18 protein-coding genes, 1 tRNA gene and 1 pseudogene are annotated in these 20,994 nt (G+C 68.8%); 8 read left to right on the plus strand and 12 right to left on the minus strand.

The genetic code is table 11. The features are described 5' to 3' along the window. Positions 1–100: 100 nt before the first annotated feature. From ACWDNY_RS09955 to ACWDNY_RS09990, 8 genes are all read right to left on the minus strand, one after another. Positions 101–1,786, minus strand: a complete 1,686-nt coding sequence (locus ACWDNY_RS09955; RefSeq protein WP_451645232.1) for a WXG100-like domain-containing protein — start codon at positions 1,784–1,786, stop codon at positions 101–103. Between the two features lie 312 nt (positions 1,787–2,098). After that, entirely contained in the window at positions 2,099–3,787 is a 1,689-nt protein-coding gene (locus tag ACWDNY_RS09960) for a hypothetical protein (RefSeq protein ID WP_451645233.1), read from the minus strand. A 37-nt stretch (positions 3,788–3,824) separates the two neighbouring features. Continuing rightward, complete coding sequence (locus ACWDNY_RS09965; protein ID WP_451645234.1) at positions 3,825–4,694, minus strand: nucleic acid/nucleotide deaminase domain-containing protein; 870 nt, start codon at positions 4,692–4,694, stop codon at positions 3,825–3,827. A gap of 595 nt (positions 4,695–5,289) precedes the next feature. Continuing rightward, complete coding sequence (locus tag ACWDNY_RS09970; RefSeq protein WP_451645235.1) at positions 5,290–6,786, minus strand: vanadium-dependent haloperoxidase; 1,497 nt, start codon at positions 6,784–6,786, stop codon at positions 5,290–5,292. A 205-nt stretch (positions 6,787–6,991) separates the two neighbouring features. Further along, a complete protein-coding gene (locus tag ACWDNY_RS09975; protein WP_451645236.1) occupies positions 6,992–7,426 on the minus strand; it encodes a cupin domain-containing protein in 435 nt (144 codons plus the stop codon). Between the two features lie 363 nt (positions 7,427–7,789). After that, positions 7,790–8,485 (minus strand): hypothetical protein, encoded by a 696-nt coding sequence (locus tag ACWDNY_RS09980; protein WP_451645237.1) that lies wholly within the window; start codon positions 8,483–8,485, stop codon positions 7,790–7,792. A gap of 137 nt (positions 8,486–8,622) precedes the next feature. Continuing rightward, the gene (locus tag ACWDNY_RS09985) at positions 8,623–9,195 is read right to left on the minus strand and encodes a hypothetical protein (protein WP_451645238.1); all 573 of its coding nucleotides are present in this window, start codon (positions 9,193–9,195) and stop codon (positions 8,623–8,625) included. A 235-nt stretch (positions 9,196–9,430) separates the two neighbouring features. Further along, complete coding sequence (locus ACWDNY_RS09990; RefSeq protein WP_451645239.1) at positions 9,431–9,976, minus strand: RNA polymerase sigma factor; 546 nt, start codon at positions 9,974–9,976, stop codon at positions 9,431–9,433. Positions 9,977–10,085: 109 nt separating this feature from the next. Between ACWDNY_RS09990 and ACWDNY_RS09995 the strand changes: the two genes are divergently transcribed. From ACWDNY_RS09995 to ACWDNY_RS10005, 3 genes are all read left to right on the plus strand, one after another. Further along, positions 10,086–10,994 (plus strand): serine/threonine-protein kinase, encoded by a 909-nt coding sequence (locus ACWDNY_RS09995; RefSeq protein WP_451645240.1) that lies wholly within the window; start codon positions 10,086–10,088, stop codon positions 10,992–10,994. A 271-nt stretch (positions 10,995–11,265) separates the two neighbouring features. Continuing rightward, entirely contained in the window at positions 11,266–11,580 is a 315-nt protein-coding gene (locus ACWDNY_RS10000; protein WP_451645241.1) for a DUF6980 family protein, read from the plus strand. Between the two features lie 687 nt (positions 11,581–12,267). After that, positions 12,268–13,476 (plus strand): hypothetical protein, encoded by a 1,209-nt coding sequence (locus ACWDNY_RS10005; protein WP_451645242.1) that lies wholly within the window; start codon positions 12,268–12,270, stop codon positions 13,474–13,476. 252 nt (positions 13,477–13,728) lie between these two features. Here the strand turns inward: ACWDNY_RS10005 and ACWDNY_RS10010 are convergent, their stop codons facing one another. Together ACWDNY_RS10010 and ACWDNY_RS10015 are read right to left on the minus strand one after the other, a co-directional pair. After that, positions 13,729–14,094, minus strand: a complete 366-nt coding sequence (locus ACWDNY_RS10010; RefSeq protein ID WP_355099314.1) for a hypothetical protein — start codon at positions 14,092–14,094, stop codon at positions 13,729–13,731. Positions 14,095–14,108: 14 nt separating this feature from the next. Next, positions 14,109–15,365: a helix-turn-helix domain-containing protein gene (locus ACWDNY_RS10015; RefSeq protein WP_451645243.1), complete on the minus strand. Its 1,257-nt coding sequence runs from the start codon at positions 15,363–15,365 to the stop codon at positions 14,109–14,111. Between the two features lie 166 nt (positions 15,366–15,531). On the opposite strand from ACWDNY_RS10015, the gene ACWDNY_RS10020 reads away from it, so the two are divergent. The 4 genes from ACWDNY_RS10020 to ACWDNY_RS10035 all read left to right on the plus strand — a co-directional run bounded on the left by ACWDNY_RS10020 (position 15,532) and on the right by ACWDNY_RS10035 (position 18,885). Next, a complete protein-coding gene (locus ACWDNY_RS10020; RefSeq protein WP_451645244.1) occupies positions 15,532–15,903 on the plus strand; it encodes a hypothetical protein in 372 nt (123 codons plus the stop codon). Beyond that, the gene (locus tag ACWDNY_RS10025; RefSeq protein ID WP_451645245.1) at positions 15,896–16,045 is read left to right on the plus strand and encodes a hypothetical protein; all 150 of its coding nucleotides are present in this window, start codon (positions 15,896–15,898) and stop codon (positions 16,043–16,045) included. Before ACWDNY_RS10020 ends, ACWDNY_RS10025 begins: the two co-directional genes overlap by 8 nt. A gap of 639 nt (positions 16,046–16,684) precedes the next feature. Beyond that, entirely contained in the window at positions 16,685–18,142 is a 1,458-nt protein-coding gene (locus tag ACWDNY_RS10030; RefSeq protein WP_451645246.1) for an asparagine synthase, read from the plus strand. Then, complete coding sequence (locus tag ACWDNY_RS10035; RefSeq protein WP_451645247.1) at positions 18,139–18,885, plus strand: class I SAM-dependent methyltransferase; 747 nt, start codon at positions 18,139–18,141, stop codon at positions 18,883–18,885. The genes ACWDNY_RS10030 and ACWDNY_RS10035 overlap by 4 nt, the downstream gene beginning before the upstream one ends. 14 nt (positions 18,886–18,899) lie before the next feature. Here the strand turns inward: ACWDNY_RS10035 and ACWDNY_RS10040 are convergent. Beyond that, positions 18,900–19,769 (minus strand): annotated as a pseudogene (locus ACWDNY_RS10040) (mobilization protein); the annotation flags it as partial. A 99-nt stretch (positions 19,770–19,868) separates the two neighbouring features. Between ACWDNY_RS10040 and ACWDNY_RS10045 the strand changes: the two are divergent. Continuing rightward, positions 19,869–20,414: a hypothetical protein gene (locus tag ACWDNY_RS10045; protein WP_451645248.1), complete on the plus strand. Its 546-nt coding sequence runs from the start codon at positions 19,869–19,871 to the stop codon at positions 20,412–20,414. A 477-nt stretch (positions 20,415–20,891) separates the two neighbouring features. On the opposite strand, the gene ACWDNY_RS10050 is transcribed toward ACWDNY_RS10045, so the two are convergent. Continuing rightward, positions 20,892–20,965 (minus strand) — tRNA-Gly (locus ACWDNY_RS10050). Positions 20,966–20,994 lie beyond the last annotated feature (29 nt).

The raw sequence follows: 20,994 nt of genomic DNA on the forward strand, positions 1-20,994 counted from the left end.
CAGTGGACGAAAGCGGTCACGACAACGGCGTTGTGGATCGAGGCGTTTCCGGCGAATCCGAATCCGAATCCGAATTCGCCCAGCCCGCACGCCCGTCCCACTACGGAACGAACTTGTTCTCCAAGGGAGAGAGGTCCATCACTGTAGCAGTGCGTCCGCCGGCGACACCGTGCTGGTCCCACTGGTCGTGCAACCACTTGACGTAGGCGCGGTGCTCCCGGTCCTTCTTGTACTTGCTGAGCTCTTCGCCGTCCGGCCCCTTTTCGGACTGGTCGTATTTCGCGCTGTGGGTGACGTCGAGATGGTCGGGGAATTCCCGGGCCAGATACTTGTCGCACTTGGGATTCTTCTGGCAGGGCTCGCGTTCCGTGTAGAGCTCGCTGACGTTGCCCTCGTGTCCGTTCTTGATCAGCGGGTGCCCGATGGAGCGTTCGGAGTGCGCCTCACCGCTGGCGCCGACCAGGATGAACCGGTTGCCCTTGCCGTCGTCGTGCAGCGCCGAGGCGTAGTTGCCGCCGGGGACGTAGGAATCGGGGCGTTCGGTGCGGTTGGCGTAGCGGCCGAGCTGGGCGGCGCGAGCCAGATCGGTGGAACCGGGCGCGACCTTCGTGGAGTTGACCGTATCGCCCTTGCTGGGCTTGTTCTTGCGCTGCTTCTCCCCCTTGTTGTTCCACGGGTACCAGGCCTGGTCGCCGAGGACGTCCTTCACCCCGGAGGAGTCGTTGTGATGGACGGGGCTGGTGGTCCCGTCGTGGTGCAACTGGCGTATCGAACCGTCGTCACTGAGCAGGTACATGGGCGTGTCGCCGTCCCGCTTCACCTTCTTGACGTCGACCTTGTCGGCCTCGTCGCCGACGTCGTGGTCCTTGCGCTTCTGGTGCCGGGAGGCGGCCTTCACCCGGTCCGGGATGGTGTCGGTGACGTGGTCGCTCACCTTCTTGACGGCCTTCTCCATGCCGTCGATGGCGCCCTCGAGGATGCTGTCGATGGGCTGGGTGAAGGCGTCCCTGCCCTTGGTCCTGTGGAAGGCGTGCTTCGACTTGCCGAGGTGGATGCCGGACTGGCTGCCCATGTCGCTGCCGTGGCGGGAGACCTTGCCGGCGCCGTCCTCGAACTCGACGTGGTCGATGACCGTCCTGCCGCCCCCGCTGCCGGAGGCGCCGCTGTCGCCCGCGGTGGCCAGTTGCATGCCGCCCGGCTTCTTACCGGGGTTGAAGGCTCCCTCGGCGAGGTCGAGGACCATGTCCGAGACGAGTTCCTGGAGTTTGCCGGTGACGGGCTCGGTGACCTTCGCGACGAGTGCGTCGACGATCTGGTCGACCGCCTCGTCGATGAGCCGCTTCACGATGGTGCGCATCAGCGCGATCTCACCGGCGGCGGCCGCGGCGGAGATGCCCAGAGTCACGGGTGCCGCGGCGAGTTCGGCGACGATGGTGCCGGCGAGTACGGCGAGTTCGACGCCGGCCTTGACCTTCATGCCGCGGATGATCTGGCCGACGACGTCGCAGGCGTCCGCGAACAGCCGTGCCACCGAGGGGATCTTCTCCAGGTGCCCTGTCTTCACGTGCGACCAGTGCTTCTGCATGGACTCCACGGCCCAGCCCTCGGAGGAGTCGAGGATGCGCGTCACGGCCTTGTCCGCGTCGCCACCGTGACCCTCGAACTGCTCGGCGAAGTCCCGCATGGACGTCGCCATCTCGAAGTAGTCGTCCTCGTCGACGTTGGGCCAGCTGACTCCGATGAGGTCGAGTGCCTCGTCGATGATGCTCGGCAGTACCAGACCCATGGTCGCGTGCTCCGTCCCCCGTCAACCTGCTGCGTCTCCTGCTCCCAGCTAACGGGGCAGCTTGTCAGGTGCACAAGCAGAAACCCGGACGCGTCGCGGTTCTGTGACAAGAGTCCCATCTGACAGTAATGGCAACCGAGTTGATAGGCCGGTGCCCGGACGCGGACTGCCATGAAATGCGACGGCCGGACGCGCCGGTGGCTGTCCGGCACGTACCCCGAGTCCCAGGCCCGGTCCTCCGGGCCGCCGCCGGCGCCCGCACCGTGGCCGGACAGCCACGGGGGCGTCCGCCGGGTCACCGCGTGGCGGCCGTCACCGCGCCCGGAGCCGCACCAGTGCCTCGTCCGTCCCCACCACCAGGTCCCCTTCTGCCGTGAAGGCGAGGGCGTGGGCCCGGCTGCCGGGGTGGAAGGTGCGCAGCCGGTCGTCGTCCAGGGCCCGGTGCTCGACGAGGCCGTCGGCCCAGGCGATCGCGAGGACGAGCCCGGCGTCGGCCGCCGCCACCGCCACCGCGTCGACGGCGCAGTCGCGGGCGGCCACCGGCTCGGGCATGGGGTCGGTGTGGGGGGCCCATGCGCGTACGGTCCCGTCGGCGCCGCCCGTGTACAGCAGGGTGACGGTGTCGCCCTCCGCGGAGACGGGCAGGGCGGTCCCGGCGACCGCGGTGACGCGCCCCCGGTGCAGCGTGGCGGTGCGCGGCTCGGCGCCGACGGCCACCACGTGCACCGTTCCGGCGGCGTCGCCGAGGACGACACGGTCCCCGGCGCCGGTCAGCGTGGTGACCGTCTCCAGCCGGCGCCGGGTGTACTCCCGTACCGCGTCGAGGAGTTGCTCCCGAGCGGAGGGGCCGTCGTCGAGGAGGGCGGCGAGCCCCTTGCGCTGGGCGGACTCGGCGGCGCGCTGGGAGTGCAGGAGGCCGTGCTCGTCGAGGACGCCGACGGTGCCGTCGCCGTGCTCGGTCACGGCGCGGACGCCCGGCACGGAGTGCGGGAGGCGTCCGGTGGAGCGGGCACTCTCCGCGTCGAGGACGCGCACGGTGCCCTGGTGGTCGGCGACGACGAGCTGCCCGGCCAGGGGACCGGTACCGGTGACCAGGGAGCGCACCGGGCCGGGCCACGGCGGGGTGACGTCGCCACGCACCCGGTGCCAGACGACGCTCCAGGAGGCGTCCCGGGCGACGGAGTCGAGGACGGCGGGCAGTCGCGGGTCAGCGGCGTCACCGAGGGCGGCGAGGAGGACCAGGGCGCGCTCGGCGGCCGGCTGCTCGCGGGTCAGGGAGGCGCCGGCCCGCAGCCAGGCGGCGCGCAGTCCGCCGTGGCTCTCCTCGGAGCGTTCGTACGCCGTGGTCACGCTCCAGGGGTCGCCGGCGCACACCGAGGCGGGATCGTCCAGGTCGAACGGTTGCTCCGGCTCCGGCTCCTGCCCCACGGGTCCGGCCGGGCCGCCGGGGTGGGCCGCGTCCCAGGCCTCACGGCGGGCCTCGTCGGTCCACCGGGGCTCGTCCAGGTCCATGCGCGCGCACGGTGCGGCGGTGAGCGCCTGCGCCCATTCGGTACCGGAGCGGACCTCGACCAGAATTCGGACGTGCTCCAGCGAGGCGAGGTCCAGGACCAGGTCGACGAGGGGGCCGGGCTGCTCGGCGGAGTGCAGTTCGGGCAGCGCGACGACGGTGCGGCGCCGGTCGGCGGCGAGCGCGGCCAGCAGGTCGCCCGGGGAGCGGGCGGCGATCGACAACTGCTCGCCGAGCATCCAGGCGGCCGTGGTCGCGGTCTGGCCGGGCAGCGGCACGAAACCGTGGATGCGCCGTTCCCCGACGGTGCCGGGCCGGGTGCCGTGGCCGATCAACCAGGCGAGGAGCCGCGACTTGCCGCTGCCCGCGGAGCCGGTGACCACGGCGAGGCCGGGGGCGCGGGGGTCACCGAGCCAGGAGAGCAGGGCGGCCGCGGCGGGCTCCCGCCCGGAAGCGGGCCGGGACCACCGCGGGGCGGGGCCGGCGGTCACGCACCCACCTCCGTTCCTGCGGCACCCGGGCCGCGCGTCACTGCTGAGCCTGCTGAGCGGCGTGCGTGATGAGCGCCTTGAGGCCTTCCTCGCGGGACTCCGCGGTGTCGCCGTAGTCGAAGCTGTGCGTGAACTCGGCGTGCGGGAGGACGGCCTGGAGCCAGGCGGCGCAGTAGTGGCCCGGCATCATGCACGGCTGGAGTTCGCAGTAGACGCGGCGGACCTGCTCGGGCTCCACCCCGGCGGAGGAGAGCCGCTGCCACAGCAGCTCCTCCGGGTGCAGGAGGCCAGGGCCGGTCTGGGCGGTGACGATCTGCTTCGCGCCGTCCTCGCCGACGTACTCGAAGGCCGACGAGAAGGGGAAGTTGAGGGTGTGGCGGACGTCGTCGAGCACCCGCGACCACCAGTTCTCCCGGTCGGCGACGGCCTCGGGGTCGATCTGCCGGATCTCCTGGACGAGCGCGGCGAACGCCTGGGCGGCGGCCTGGAGTCCGTCGGAGGCGGCGATCACCGGGAGGGCGCGGTCCAGGGCGGCGGCGCAGTGCGTGAAGGCGGCGACGTCCGAGTCGACGAACAGGGCGGACTCGCCGCGACCGAGGAATACGGCCTGTACGGAGCCGTCGGTGCGGACACACAGGTGCGCCAGCCGGTCGGTGCCGATGCGGACCCACTCCGCCCAGTCGCCCTGCAGGGCGACGCCGCGGTGGCCGGTGTACATCCCGAGGGTGGGCCCGTCGGTGTCGTCCGCCGCGATGAAGTACGGACCGACGTGCAGCGGCACACCGACCTGCGCGAGGTGGGTGCGGGCCGAGGCCGGCACGGTTCCGTACGAGGCGGGCACGCTGATGCGGCGCAGCCCCTGGGGGCCGAACTGTGCGACGGCGGGATCCGAGGGGAGCTCGGGCATCACAGACCTCTCACGGTGGCGGACTTACCGGCTTCACCCTATGCGCAGGCCGCATGAGGCCGGGGTGCTGTGACGAATCCGAGAGGGGGCCGGGACGGAGCCGCCCGGTCGTGCCGCCCACCGGGCGGCCGGCTCCCTGTCGCGGTGGACCGCGCCACCACGACCTTGGTGCGGCGGCCGGGCAGGACGGCTGGAAGGCGTGGGCCTGCCGATGACCGGCTGGTGACGAGAGGCAACAGGTCCCGTCGGCCCCAGTCCGTAGATCTGGTCTCCGAACTTTCTTCGTCCTCACGAGCTCGTCGAGCCCCCGGCCAGGGTGTGCTCCGACTGCCCGTAACCACGTCACCGTCCGCGACAGCGCACGCGGGGCTGCTGGTCACGGCGACAGCGCTCGCCCGCCGCCGGAGGACCCGCCGGTCACGCGGCACGAAGACCGGCGGTCGGCCGGCGCCCGGCCGCACTTCTTGACGCGGCCCGGGCGTCTGGAAGTCGCCGGAGGGCCAGACTTCTCACGCCTGGGCCCGGACCCGCTGTGCGAGCCCGGGCCCAGCGCTGTTCCCGGGCGGTGGGCGACCCGGGCGAGAGGGCCGAAACGTCAGACGGCGAGGGTGCTGCCGTCGAACCGGCTCAGGGTGAACACCGCGTCCTCCAGGGTGACTTCCTTCGCCTCGCGCAGCACGCTGATGGCGATCTCCTCGCCCAGCCGCACGGCCTCCGTGAAGTCGGTGCGCCAGTGCACACCGGCCATGTTGCGGCCCGTAGCGATGTTGGCGGCGACCTTGTTCAGCTCACCCCCGACCGTGAGCCGCCCGGCGTCCGGACCGGTGTACGGCTCCAGGGCGGTGCCGTCGGTGCTGGGCACGACCGGGTCGGCCAGGACATGCGACTCGTCGAACCACGCCTTCAGGATCGTCACGCACGCCCCCGCAACGGTGGCGTGCCCGGACCCGTACGAGGGATGGGTCGGGCTGCCCTCCGGGAACGCCTGCGGCAACAGGTAGCTGCCGTACTTCTCGAACACCCGCTTGACCGCGACGGAGTCCAGCACCTCACCGTCGATCGGGTACTCGCGCTGCCCGCGCAGCTGCTGGTGGACCCGCCCGCCGAACTCCTCCGGACGCAACCGCCGGTGCACGTACCACTTCTGGAACCACACCGCCTTCAGTGCCCGGGTGGCCACCTCGGTGACGAGCGAGAGGATGTGCGGCCTGCCGTACGTCCCGAAACCGATCTGGTTGCGCGAGAAGTTGTACGGATTGCCCGGATCCGCCGGCGCGTTCATGCCCAGCAGGATCAGTGCGGCGTTCAGATACGCCTCGTACAGAGCGTCGAAGTGCACGTAGTGCGCCAGGTCGCGCGGGGTCTGGATGTAGCGCCGCGTCGCATGGTCCCGCTCGTCCTCCTCGGGTTCGGATCCGTTCTGCACTTCCAGCCAGTCGCCCCAGGTGGTCAGGTGGTCGACCGGGCGGGCCAGGGTGTCCTGCCGCTGCGGGATCAGCAGCGTGCCGTACGGGATGTCCTTGAGCAGGAACTGCGAGAGGTACGGCCCCACCAGATCGCCCCGGGTGTCGCCACGGAAGATGGTCTGCGGGGTGACCTGGCCGTTCTGCTTGGGAGCCCTGAAGTCCGACAGCCCGCTGAGTTCGGTGGCCGCCTCTGCGACCAGTTCACTGTCGCCGAACCGCGTGAACAGCACATCGCGGCACAGCGCCATCCAGTACAGCTCCACCGCCTCGGCGGAGTTCTCCGCACTGTCGATGCGGGGTGCCGGCCGGATGGCGAGTGCCTGGCCGTCCGGGCCCTGGAGGTCGAAGGAGGCTCCGGCCTGCGGGTTGACCAGCTTTCGGGTGTCCCCGAGCGGGATCCGCTCGAAGTCCTCGTGGCTCCCGGTGGCCAGCGCACGGCGCAGCAGGTGGTAGGCGGTCGGGTCGACCTCGCCGAACTTGTTGTGCGGCAGGGCCTTGGAGTAGGTGGCCACGAACGGGTGGTCCGTTTCCTCCCCGTTGGCACCGTGGACCGGCACCTGGCGCTGGAACTCGGCCTCGGCGGCCCGGACCCGTGCCTCGCGCGCGGCTGAACGGCGATCGCTCATGTGAATCCCCCGTGTTCCCCGTGAGAGGTGCGAAGTGCACCACATCCCACGAGACATCCTGAGCCGCAGGGCGGTTGCGCAGAACACGGGCAATCGAGAAGACCTGCACATCTAAGAAGCAAGCCTCCGAAAAGAGTCAAAACGGAGACTGTAGTTCCGTCCCGCAAACCCGCCGCGGGTGCCCCAGCAGCCGCTGCCGCAGTGATCACTGGAAGGGGCAGCCCGGGTTCGGCGCATCCTCCGAGAACGGGGCTCCGTGCGGCAGGACGTAGAGCACGTCCAGGACGAGGGGCGTGTCACCCAGGTTGCGGCCGATGTGGACGTAGCCGGCTCCGGCCGGTTCCTGAATGACACTGCCTGTGGGGTACACGCCGTCGGAGGCGCAGGTGGAATCGAAGTGGCTGAGGGTGCCGTGCTTGACGACGCCGTACAGCGGGCCGTCGTGGTAGTGCCAGCCTGTGCTCTGCCCGGGCGGGACGGTGATCTCCCGCAGGGTGTACTCGGTGCCGTTCACGGTGGTCTGACGGATCACGCGGGCGGTGACCCCCGGTCCCGGGGGCGTGGCCTGGGCGGTGCCGCAGACCAGCAAGGTGCCGGCGGTCACCACCCCTGTCATGGCGGTACGGAGAGCGTGGCGCATGCGCGGGGCCTCCTGTAGGTACGAGAGCCGATACCGCCGTGAACATAAGCCCGGACAGGCGCTGTTGGGGCCGGAACCCACTCATCCGCAGCCGGCCCCGGGCGGTGGCGCGCCTCATGGGGAGGAAGATTGGCCCGGTCCGTCACTCCTCGCCTGCTCTCCCCGGCAACCTGGCCGCCGGTGCGGACCGAGCGGGCCCCGGCGCGGGCCGGACCTACCGTGCCCGCTCACCCGTCCGCTGTCCTCCGTCGTCCGACGCCACCGTTTCCCGAACCCCGACCAGACGTTCGTCGGCCGGCCCGGACGGTCCCGGGACCGGGTGCGGCACCCACGTGAACAGCTCCCGGAACCGCCCGGACCAGGTCAGTCGGCCAGCCGGGTGACGGCAGCGGCGGTGATGCCCTCCATGTAGCCGGGGTCGTCGCTGGGCTGACCGGTGAGTTCGACGATGCCGAACCTGTGGCCGCTGCGGATCACCGCGACGCCGCCGGCAACCTTGCCGTCGCCGCTGAAGGCCGGGTACCAACTGCCGACACCCGCCTTGACGGTGATCGTGTGCCCCTCGCCGTAGTACCAGTGACCACGCGGCTCGTCCTGGCAGCCGCGCACCAGCTTGTCGAGCTGCTTCTCGTACGAGGCCGCCGATGTGTCGGTGGAACCGTCCGCGACGGATTCGGTCAGCGAGGTGCCTTCGGTGTCGAAGCTCCAGGTCACGTCGGCATAGGCGGCGGCCTTCCCCTTGGTCAGCTCTCGCATCGTCTCCTCGCCGGAGCATGCCGAGAGAGCCTGCTTCCCGGTCAGGTCCACCGCCGCGCGGACCGGGGCCAGGCCCTGCTGGAAGAAGTCGTCACTCTGCATCAGGCCGGCCGATCCGAGGCCGGGCCGGGCAGAAGCAGCGGCAGGGGCGGTCGCCGGCCGACTCGCGGAACTGGTGTCCGCGCCGGCGGCGGGAAGCGCGCCGATGCCGACCGCCATCAGGGCGGCACCGACGGAGGCGGCTATACCTGCGGTACGACCGAAACGCGGGAACTTCTCGCGGGCTGCCTGGTTGTCGAACATCTCATCTCCTGTCTGGTCGCGACGCGGTGGGCGTCGTCGTACATCTGGGAGATGCCGGAGGTACGGGAGATGTTGGATGGCGATCCGCCCCGATCGACGTGATCCATGTCACGTCCGCTGGTGGGGCGGGGGTGGTCTCAGAGCCGCGTCACGGCCGTACGGACGATCCGCGTCATCGCAGCCGTGCCCAGGCAGGCATGAATCTCCAGGACCCCGTAGTGCGAGCCGTTGCGGAGTACGGCCACGCCTCCGCACGGCTCCTTGCCTCGTGGTGCGGTCCCGGTGGTGTTCAGGTCGCCGCCGTACACACCCATCCAACTCGCGGTGATGTCCGCAGCGACGTCGATCGTGTGCGTCGGCCCGTAGACCCAGTGGGTGGCGGGCTCGCTCTGGCACGGCACTTCCTCCAACAGCAGGCGTTCCGCGTAGTTCCGAGCCAGTGCGAGGCTTCCGGCGTCGTCGGCGACTTCGCGGGCGACCTGGTCCTCGATGTTCGCCGCCTCGGTAGGGTCGCCGGGGCCCGTGTCCTTGCTCGTCACCAACCCGCGGAAGTGAGCGTCGAGCGATCCCAGCGTCTCGCCGAGGGTCTTCTCGCCGGTGCAGGTCGCGTTGGCGTAGTTGCCGTCCCCGACGCGGTCCCGCACGTAGATGCGCTGGGAGACACCAACCGTCCTGAAGTCGGCCGCCGTCAACAAGTGCCGGTTCGTCATGGGCCCGCTCGCGGGCCTCGGCGTCGGAGAGCCGTTGCCCGGCGAGGACGCCACAGCGCCCGGCGTCGTCGTCGGGGTGGCCCGAGCAGAGGGCGCGGGCAGGACGAACCGTCCGGTCAACAGGCCGAGTACGGCGGCTACCGCCAGGATGACGGCGATCGCCCGAGGACGCACGGCAGCACCTCCCGGCCCGCAGTGGAGCTGATGCCAGGTGAGAGCGGGAGGCCGGGGCGTCTCACAGGCCACCGCCGAGGCGGTCGCGCATGAAGCGACGGGCCTGATGGATGCGGTCCTTGACCGTGCCCAGAGGAGCGTCGGTGATCTCCGCGACCTGAAGATAGGTCAGATCTCCGAGATCGCGCAGCACGAAGGACTCCACCAGGGCCGGGTGCCGCTCCTCCAGAGCGGCCAGGGCCTCCATCAGGTCCAGGCGGGTCCCAGCGATGACGCTGGTCGTCCGTGGGTCGACACCGTCGGGAAGGACGGCATGACTGTCCTCCGCGCGTCGGCGCATCGAGCGATACGTGGACCTGGCGGCGTTCGAGGCGATCACTGTCACCCAGCCGAGGAAGGAGCCTCGCCCGGTGTACTCGTGCAGATGTGTGCTGATGGACAACAGGGCGTCCTGCGCGGCCTCTTCGGCGTCGGCGTAGTGCGGAAGAAACCGGGAGCAGCGGCGCATCACGGTGGGCCGAAGCCGGACGAGGAGGCGGTCCAGGGACGACCGGTCACCTGCCTGGGCAGACGCCACGAGGTGCGTCAGCTCATCCTCGTCGAGCACCCTGCTGTCCCCCCGCTATCGTCCGCCCTGGACCCACTGGGTCGCACGGAAGTTCCCGACACCACAGCCGGCCACATCCGCCACATCGCCCCGGGAAAAATGTTGCCACATGCAGAAGCTAGGTCGTTATCTCCTCGAGGACAGGCTGGGAGCCGGTTCGTTCGCCACCGTCTGGAAGGCATACGACCCCGAGCTCGACACTGATGTCGCGGTCAAGGTGCTGGCGGACAACTGGGCGTCGAACGCCGATGTACGACAGCGCTTCCTGGCGGAGGCGAGGCTGCTCCGCAGGATCTCCAGCCCACGTGTCGTGCGCGTTCACGACGTCGGCGTCCAGGACGACCGGCCGTACTTCGTCATGGACTACGTGCGAGGCGGCACGCTGGCCGAGAAGACAGGGCACTGCCGGCCCGCGGAGGCGCTCCGGCTCGCGGCCGAGGCCGGGTACGCAGTGCAGGTGCTCCATGACGCGGGCGTCGTCCACCGCGACATCAAGCCGTCGAACCTCCTGCTCGACACCAGCCGCACGCCTGCCGCCGTACTGGTCGCGGACCTCGGCAGCGCGAAGCAACTGGCCGACGCGTCGGGGCTGACAGTCACCACCGGCACTCCCGCGTACATGGCGCCCGAACAGGCCTTCCAGACGGGCGGGTTCGACGGTCGAGCCGATGTGTACGCCCTCGGTGTCGTCGCGTTCGAGTTGTTGACCGGACGCAAGCCGTTCGGGTCGGGCGGTCGCACAGTCCTTGTGACGCAGCAGGCGTCGACGACGTCGTTGCCGTCCCTTCCCAGAGAGCTGGGGGTTCCGGACGGCACCGAAACACTGCTTCGCGCTGCGCTGTCCGTTGAACCTGACGAACGACCGCAGACCGCGCAGGCGTTCGCGGATGCGCTGCTGTCAGGGGAGGAAGGGGAGCGGGCGTCGGTCAGGCCTTCGGGGCCGACGCGCCTGATGGTCTGGCTTGCGGCGGTCGTCGTGTTCCTGATGACAACGGTGCTGACCTGGTGGTTCCGCTGAACTCGCGGGTGCCGCGTCCCATCCAGAAGGTGCCGCCCGTTCGCGAGCGCCGCAGCAGGTTCCGGCACGACGCTCGCCTCAGCTCAGGGTTCGCCTCGGTGCCTTCGGCCCGCTGGGGAGACATGGCTGTCCGCACTGGCCCCGGCTCACTCGATCAGGACCCGATGACTCCAGCCGGGCCCACTGCTCAGATCGCCACGTGCCACCCGGTGATCACCACAGACCGTGATCTACTTCTGGTCGTAGTGCCGATCACCGGAAAGCCGAGGTCATGACCAGCCACTGCTGCGAAGCGATGAGCCGCTGTGTGAACGTGCGCTGTGACCAGCACGACGACCCCTTCGCCTGCCCGGACGCACTGATCGGATTCAGCGCCAAGTTCCAGGAATACGGGTTGATCATCCACGACGGCGGCACGTCGAGCATTACCATCGACTTCTGCCCCTGGTGCGGACGACGGCTCCCCGAGTCGCAGCGGGACCGATGGTTCGATGAACTGGAACGCCGCGGGATCGATCCGTGGGAGGACGAAGTCCCCGCCGAGTTCCAGGACGGCCGCTGGCTCGCCGCCTTCCCCCGGGACTGACGAACCAACAGCCTCTGGAGACGACCGAAGCATCAAGGAAGTGTTGAAGCGCCACCTTGAGCACCTTGGTCCCGACACCCTGCACATGGCTGATGTGAAGCTCGACGATCGAAAAACGGCGACGTCGACCTGATGCTGTCAATGACCACCCAAGAAACCGCCCCACGTGAGCTGGCTGGTCAGCCGCAGACACCGGCTGGCGCCGAGGTGATAACGCATAGTCATGGGCTGGCGGGGCCCACCATGTGGGGGTGGTGCCGAGCTAGGTGGCGGGTGCCGCTGCCGATTTCCCGTATGGCGTGGTGTGTGTTCAGGCGCGTGCTGCTACAGACTGCATGACTGCTGGAGGAACTTCGCAGCGTCGAGCCCGACCTGCTCTGCCGGGGCCGGGATGCTTGCATTCCCCTCCGCTAGCCTCGCGATCTTGGGCGTGTCTTTGGGCCGGTCCCAGCGGCTCGGAGCATCGGCGTGTGCGTCTGCAGTCGTCGAGCCGGTCGGTGCCGAGTCACAGCATGGCTACTGACGGTCCCTCAGTGACGTCAGTGGTGTGTCGTACAGTCCACCGATACTGGAGACCCTGCCGGCTCTCGCCGGTAGCTCCGTCAACGAAATTCGGTACCGCATCGTTGCGTACATCGGTACTTTCTTTGAAGAGCGCGCGTACTTGTCGGAGTGAGGCGAGGCATAGTGCAAGAACCCGTACCTGTCACCGTCTACCAGTCCAGCTTTGCCGCCTGCGTGCGGACGTTGGATCCTGGGCTACTCGAGACGCTGCGTATCAGCGAGTCTGCTGTGCTCGTGATGGAGGCTGTCGTCTCGCTGTGCAAGGCGCTCACCAACGACAGGGACCAGCGCCCGTGGCAGGAGCGGGTTGAAGACTGCTTTTCAGAGGTTACGGAAGAGCGACTCAAGGAGATATTCCAAGCCTTCGTCGATGAATTCGAGGGCGAGCAGCAGCTGCAACGTTGGGTGGAGCGATTTAAGAATCGCAACTACAGCAGCTTCGCTGAGCGCCTTCTGGGGGCGGCAAGCTATAAGCGCTTCATGGATTCTCTGAAGCAGGATGGTGCTGTGGTCGCCTTGGCGGTTCGGCGTGGCGTGCGCGCACTCACTCCTTTCGTTGTGGCATGGAATGACGCAGTCAAGATTTCTTCTCAGAGTCAGCTCAAAGGTGTCCAGCCGGCCAACGTACTTGCGGTGAATGCCGTCGAAATGCTGGTTTCGCTCGACGATTTCCTCGGGGAGAAAGTCCTTGCCGCTCTACCTATGGAGGTGACGAGCGCGAAGGGTTCTGATCTTGCAACGCTGGCCCCAGGAGGTGTAGATGACCTCGTAACCAGCTTTCGCTCCATGGTGGCGGAAGCGTCGGTCAAGCGCGTGGAGCGCAGAAATTCCCCGCTGGTGAGGAAAATTCGAGGTGCGCGAGATGCGCTTCAGTTCTCGGAGGATGGTGTTTCCCAGGCTGCAAGCTCTCTTATCGAATTGCTTGATCGCATCATGCGAGAAAGCTTCAAGCCTGGAGAAGTGCTGGCCTGGGTGGATTCCAATCTTCCGGATGCAGAAGATCTGACGCATGAAGTGCAGGGGCAGATGCGCCCGACCAAGCGGGCGGAAGCTCTGTGTCTTGTTTATGGCGGTGACCCCATTACGCCCCGCGAAGCTAGCGAGAACGATGACGGTCAAGGTCCCGACTTTATCCACGATGTGATCGCTATTGCTTTGGTTTCCATTCGGAATCAGTTGCAGAAGATGAAGCATACTGATCACGGGACGCCCGAGGAGAAGAGTCAGCTCTTGAGCATCCTTGCGGCACTCGAAGGGGCTCTTATGTTGGGTCTCACCATCGGTGACCTGTCAGCTGAATCGGAGGCTTCAGAGGAATTGCCTGCGGCGTAGCCGCTCTGAAGGGTGAGTGGGACGTTTCGACGGGCAGGGCGTGGGGACGGCGTGGAAGGCTGCCCGATTCTCTGACCGCACGGGGCCCGGGCTCCTGGCCGTGCTGCCCTCGGTGTCGACCGGGTGTAGCCGCCGTACCGGGCGAGTCAGAACCGTCATGCGGCGCACACTCCAGCGCGGCCCTCGGTTTGGCGCCGATCGACGCCGCAGCTGGCTTGCGCGGACCGACTTGAACGGAACCTGCCGTGGCGGCTACTTCGAGGCGTCCTCGATGGCCTCGAAGATGTCGGCGTCAGTTTCCTTCTGCCAGTCGGGCAGGTCGGGCCAGTCGGCGACATAACCCGGCTTCGGGTTCTCGAAGTGCTTGTACATCTGCGCGGTCCAGCAGGTGGCGACGAAGCGGCTCTTCTGCTCGCGGGTGAGGCGGGAGGCGTGGCGGTCGCTGAGGTCGAGGAACTGGCGCACCTGGTCGTGGACGGCGCCGGCGGCCTGGCGCTCCCACTCGGGGGTCTCTTCCCAGGGGGTGACGTAGCCGGGCTTGGGCTCGCCGGGGAAGTGCTTGCGCACTCCGGTGATCCAAGCCTCGCGGAACAGTCGGGCGCCCTCGGACTGCGACATGCCTTCCCCTCTCGTCACGTCGTGCACAGTGCGTCGATCTCGGCGCCCAGTTCCGCCACGCGGGCGTCGCGGGTGAGTGGGCCGAGGTCGGTTCGTAGCCCTTGAAGTTTATGGGCGACGTAACCGGAGGAGGTCGTGCGGGCGAGTCGCAGCGCCTCCCCGCCGTAGGCGAGTACTTGGTCGGGGTCCTGGCGCCGGGCGCCGATGGCCGCGAGGTCGGTCAGGACCGCACCGCGTCGCCGGAAGGATTGGCCGGAAGCGAGGACGTCCTGACTGAGTGCGGTACTGAGTGCCTTCTCGGCGAGGTCGAGGCGACCGAGCTGGAGGTAACGCGCTCCGCGTTCCTCTGCGAGGCGGGAGCCGTCGAAACGCAGCCAGCCACCGTTGTGGGCCGGCCCGCTCAGGCCGGTCACCTTCTCCGCCTCGTCCAGGGCGCGCTCGCAGGCGGAGAGATCGCCGAGGCCGGCGTATGCCTCGGCCTGGACGGCGGCAACCCAGTGGCGGGTGGACAGGGAGCCGTCGCCGCGCCGTGCCACCTTCTCGGCGGCCGACAGCGTGCCGACCGCGTCGGTGTAGCGGCGTTCGTACAGATCGACGTAGGCGTGGCGGACGAGGGCACACGCCCACAGGTCGTAGGACTTCGCCTCCTGGCTGGCAGAGGCGGCGAGCGTGTAGGAGGCGGCGGCGTCGGTGTAGCGGTTGCCGTCGAAGGCCAGTTCTCCGGCGAGCTGGAAGAGGTCGCCGGCCGCGCCGCACAGGGCCTGCGCTTCGACCTCGGGCCGCCCGTCGAGGGTCTCGTTCAGGGCGGTGAGCTGGTCGCGGACAACCGGGTAGACGGAGCGCTTGGCGCGGGCGAGTTGGTAGACCTGCCACAGGTGTCCGTTCATGCGCAGGAAGTCGTCGGACGTCCCGCGCAGCGCACCCTCCGCGAGGGCTGCACCCTCGTCGGGGGGTAGGGCCACCAGGGCACTGGTGACGGTGATGGCGCGCAGGAACTGGCGTCGGATCATGTCGTCGAGGTCCCCTGAGCCGTGGTGGTCGCGAGGCGGCGGCCCTACCGACTCCGGTCGGGCTGCTCGTGGCTGTCCCACCAAGGCGTCGAGTTCGTCAAGGCCGAGGTGGAGCAGCTCGGCCAGCCGTGGTCTCAGCGGCGGCTGCGGCGTGGTGATGCGGCCTTCCCAGCGGCTGACGGTTCGTCGGTCCACGCCGAGGGCATGCGCGAGCTCTTCCTGACTGTAGCCCAGCGTCCTGCGCCGCTCCGCAAGCCCCATGCCGCCCCCTTTCCACGCATCAACCCGCGTCTAACCCGACGGCACCGGGCTGTCCCAGAGGTGTCCCAGGACTGCCCCGTGGATGCCGTGGTCTGCGCCAACGCGAGCCGCTTTTCTGGACGTTGTCAGACAAGACAACGGTGGAGGCCGGAGAAGGGGTGCGGACATGGCAGCAGGAAGCGTCACGTCGTCCGAGGTGGCTGGAGTGTCGATCGTCCTGAAGGCGGTCGACGAGACTGTGGAGACAGCGCTGGCCATCCGGCTGTCGATGCCCGAGCGCTCGGTGATCGACGCCACGACCCGAGACCTGGTCGGTCACCTGAGAGTGCTGATGGCCGAGGAACTCGGCTTTGACGAGGACCCGGCCGTCCAGGCGCTGTTCCGGGAGGGCTACCGGGTCCTCGACCTGACGCGCCGGCCGACGGAGCAGTCCACCCACTTCATCGCCTACCAGTACACGCGCGACGTCGGCGCGCTGACCAGACGCTTCGCCGACGTCTACCTTGCGACCCGGAAGAAGGACCAGGACGATGGCTGACCAAGCCCCGACCGAGCTGCCAGTGCGCTCGCCTGGCGCCACCCTGCCCGACCAGGAACGAGCACGACGCGTCTTCATCGGCCGCCCCGGCCTCGCGCCGACCGTGGGGCAACAGCAGGGCAAGGGCCAGGGCGCGCAGTGAAAGGCCAGGTCACTGCCCAGGTCATGTACATCGCGTGCGTCCTGGCGCTCGGGGGATCGATCGTGGTGGCGGTGTCCCGGGGATGGTGAGTCGGCGGCGCAGCAGGCGAGGTCGCCCCTATGGCTGGCGGCAGTGGATGCTGTCGGCCCTGATCATCGTCTTCACTACCCCGGCCGCCTGGGCTCTGTGGCACTTCGCCCCCAGCTGAGAGACCACCGGTCCGCTGCCGACCTACCGACTCCCGCTCTGGCCGAGCGAGCCGTCAGGAAGACCCGGTCCCCACCGGGGAGGGGCTCAGCCGCTCTCCCCTCGGCCAGAGCGGGCCCCACACCCAACGAGCTCCCGTCCAGTTCGCCGTGAACGCTGGCGGCAGGGACGGGTCCGGGCTCCGCAGCTCGCGGGGCCCGACCACCCACTCCGCAGGAGGAAGGAACAGCCATGATCATCGACGAGCTCTTCACGGGAGACCTGGTCACCGGCGTCCCCAGCATGGACGCGGCGCTGCTCGACAAGATGCCCGGCGGTGGCGACAACAACGGCGACCACTGCAGCTGATCGGCCAGTGAACGCGGCGGAGCAAGGCATGGCGTCCTGCTCCGCCGCTCCGTAGAGGAGGGGAGTGGAATGCTCTCGTTTCGTGTGCGATTGGCAGACACCCGGGACGCCGGCTGGCGGTGGGACACAGACCGCTGGGTCAAGGGGGAGAGCTGGATCCGACCCGCTCACGCAACTGTCCTGGTCGCGGACCTCATACTGGGCGACGGATCGAGCGCCTGTGCGCTGGTGCGGGAAGATAGAGACGGTGAAGCCGACTACACGTCGCTGCTCGTCCGGCCCGACGAGATCCAGGTCTCGGCGGGAGTGCTGGGTACCGTTCCGCTGTACCTCACAGCTGTCGGCGACGAGGTCTTCGGGTCGTGGGACATCGTCGACCTCCGGCCGCACCTGCGACCTGACCGGCTCAATCCACGAGCGGTCGCCCGCACCTTGAGCCGCCAACACCGCTACAGCACCGACACCCTCTTCGACGGCGTGTACCGACTCACCGAACGCGCTACGGCGGTCTTCACGCCAGCAGGGCTCTCCATCCTCTACCCCGAGCCCGCCCAGCACGTCCTGGAACCCCGCAGCCTCCGTAGCGGAGTGGATCCCGTGACCGCGTTCGACGCACTGCTCACCGAGGCCGTGGCCGAGTGGCGATCGACGGCCGGCCGCATCGGCGTCGAGGTGTCCGGCGGAGCGGACTCGGCCAACGTGGCACTGTCCGCCGGCGCGGCCGGTTTCGGCTCCGTGCACACCTTCGGGCTGCTCATGGGCGGTCGGATCGGCCAGCTCCAGCGAGACCGGCGCCGCTCCCTGGTGGATCACCTGGGATTGCGCGACACCGCCGTGCCAGCGATGCAGCACCCGCCCTTCGTGCCTGGAGGCGTGAGGGAACGCAGACGGCCGCACGATCCGGCAGGCGCCTTCTACCAGGAAGCGTTCGACGTCGTGCGCGGGCACGTGGCCGCACATGACTGCGAGCTGATCTTCACAGGCGGCGGCGGGGACGAGGTCAACGCCCACCACTCGCGTACGGAAGCCGGACTCCCGCCGATGGAGCCGGTGCCGTGGCTCGGCGACAAGGCCACCGCGGCGCTGGCCCAGGTGAACGAGAACCTCGCTCCCATCCCGGTCTTGCCTGTGCCCACGCTCATGGCCTTCGGTCTGCACAACCCGGCGTACGTGAGACTCGGTATCTGGCCGGTGGCCCCGCTCGTCCACCCCCGGGTGATCCGCTTCATGGAGCAGCTGCCGTACGAGTACAAACGCGACAAGAGGATGTTCCGCGACCGGCTTCGGCGGGCGGGTCTGCCCGAGTCCGTCGCGGCTCCGACCGAGCCGGAGAACTTCCTCGCGGTCATGGAGTCGGGACTGCGCACCTACGGGCTCCCTCTCCTGGACGAGATGCTGACCGATTCCCTGCTGATCGATCTCGGCTACGTTGCTGCCGACGCCCTCAGCCGGGCCCGCGACCACGCCGAGCGGACTCCCGCGGTACCCGACCTGCTGTGCGACACACTTGCCCTGGAAGTCGGACTGCGGAGCCTCGCATGAGCGGCCTGGACATCGCCGAACCCAGACACCTGGCAGCCTCCAACCTCTTCTACCGAGACCCCGCCCTGTACGACAGAGTGCAGTCCGACAGCACCAGCGCGAGCACCTGCCGGGCGCTCGTCGACCGGCACCGCCCGGACGCCCGCACTCTGCTGGACCTGGGCTGCGGAACCGGCAGAGACCTGGAGCTGCTGGCCCACTACTTCGACTGCATCGGCGTCGAGCTCCAGCCCGGCCTGGTCGACTACGCCCGCCGCACGCGGCCCGGCCTCGACATCCGCCTCGGCGACATGCGTACCATCCGCCTCGACCACACTGCTGACGTGCTGACCTGCCTGGGAAACTCCCTCTCCTACGTGCACGACAACCAGGACATTCAGGCGGTCTTCCGGACCTTCGCAGCGCACGCCCGCCCTGGGACGCTCCTCATACTCTGCTGCTCCGTAGCCCCGATCGAGCGTGATGAGCCGCAGGAAACAGAGGTCGAGACCGGATCGGGCACGGCCCAAGTGACCATCACCTATGAATGGGACCTGCGGGCCCAGATGAACACCATGCGCCGGCACTGGGTGTTCAACTCTGGTGAGGAAACAAGGGACGTGATCCGTCGACGTGTCCTCGGACCGCGTGAGCTGGAGCTGTACGCGGCCCTCGCCGGCTTCGACGTCCTCCAGATCAGCGACGGGATCGGAGCAGGCACCTCGCACGGGCCTACCGCGTACACCGTGGCCCGGTTCAGGTGATCAGGACGCGGTCGTCAGCGCCCACGGCGGGGATCGTTCCCTGTCGGGCCGGGCGCCGACTGCGTGGTGGGCGCCGAGTGCGAGGTGTGCCGGGTGGCTCGGAGGGCCGTGGCGTTGTGGCCGTCGGGTAGTGCGGGCAGGTGAGCGCTGCGGCGCAGGCGCCAGATGAGGACGTCGCTCATGGATCCGGCGGAGCGTAGTTCGCGCCGTGCCGTGGCTTCGGTCAGCAGGGCGGCCGGGTCATGGCCGGCTCTCCGGGGGTCGTCCAGTGTGGCGGCCAGGGCGGGCCAGCCGGACTCGGCTTGGATCTGGTCGGCCAGCTCCGGCAGCACTTGGTGGAGCAGGTTCGCCTGCTGTTGTCGAACACGTGGAGTCAGTCGCCGGCCTCGCTGGCTCAGTGCGGTCATGGGCTGGACTGCGGCGGCCTGATAGGCGGCGCGGAGGTGCTCGGCGGCTTGCCGGGCGGCGGCCTGCTGGCTGTGATGCTTCCTGGCGTGCCACTTCGCCGCGGCGGTCACGACGAAGAAGGCCATGTCGATGAGCATGGCCGTGGAGGCGCCGTCTTCGCCCCGGCCCAGGACCGGCCCGCTGTGGACGAGATCACGGGCGGCTTGTCGCAGGGCCCGGTCGTGCCCGCGTACCGCCTTCACGTGGGAGCGGTTCGCGCGCTCGAACGCGCACGCCGCATCGCGCAGTTCAGCCCGGGTGTGGGCGGCGGAGGTCTTGGCCAGCGCGTCCAGGACCTCTCCGGTCGCGGCGATCTGGGCTGCTGCAGTGCCGTCGTCGCCGTGTTCGATCACCAGCAGGGCTTGCCACGTGGCAGCCGCGGCCCGCCGCCGCGCGAACGCGGGGCCTGTCACGGGCGGCAGTGCAGGCTGATCTCCGCCACGATGCGAGTCGAATGGTGCCGTCCTGCTGATGGGCCGAGTACCACGACTGCCTACGACGATGCAGGACGCCAAGTGCGGCTGGTGGCACAGGGCATGGCCAAACAGCGCAGCGTTCTGCGTGCGGAGGCCACGGAGCAGGACATCAACTACGAGCTGCGGCGGCGAACGCCGTGGCTGACAGAGGGCATCGAGATTCTGCGGGCTCAGGTCTCGCTACACGTAGACGACCACACACGCTCCAGCGCTGAGCGCATGGCTCAGCTGCGCCGCGAGACAGCTCTCGAGGACATCGCGCGACAGCAGACCGCAGCCCGGATCAGATACATGCAGGACGAAATCCTGCGCACGCCGGCAACCGCCCGGCTTTACCTGGCGCTGGAACAGAACGCGCAGCACGGTGCTCTGCCACCGGGCACCGACATCAACGAGATCGTCCGGGACGCCCAGCAATGGCATCCCCAGGCGCAATGGGTGGTGATTGCCCAGCTCCTGCACACGTTCCTCACCAACCTCAGTGCGGAAGACCGAGGCGACCTTCTGCGCACGGTCCGCGGGATGTTCGAGGAGTACGGGGAGAAGGAGCTGGCAGAGCAGCTTCCCGTCACGCTTCACGAAGCCCCACAGGGGAGGCCCGCGTGAAGCGCGGAAACGAATCCGGGCTCACCGTGCTCCGCTGCCTGTTGTCCCCATTTTCTAGCTGGCGCGCGTTGCAGATCATGCGGAATGACCGAGAGGGCATCAGCTTCGACGTGGCCTGGCGGCGCGCGAGGCTACGGCGGCACCCTGACGAGGGTCCCTATCTCCGACATGGTCACGGAGGTGCAGCGCCGGGCTTGGCATCCAAGCGTGAGCCGAGCAGCGACCACCCTGACACGGTCTGGCGATGGCGAGACCCTTTGCTTCGGCGACTGGTCCCCCATTTGCCGACCTTGTGACCCAGGTCACCGAAAAGGCGTCTTGTTATTCGAGACGGTCGGGTGCTCTGTCGACCCAATCTGCGCCCGAGAGTCCCTGGAGGGAGCGGCTGACCTGCACTTGGGGCACGCAGAGGGCACGGAACCCCCGGAATGGTCTAGACAATGAAAATCCCCAGGTCCGTGACCTGGGGATTTCGCATGGAGCGGGTGACGAGAATCGAACTCGCGCTCTCAGCTTGGGAAGCTGATGTTCTACCATTAAACTACACCCGCGTAAGACGCCGGCCGGAGCCGGTGTCCCG

It is taken from the genome of Streptomyces sp. NPDC003697, assembly GCF_053587115.1.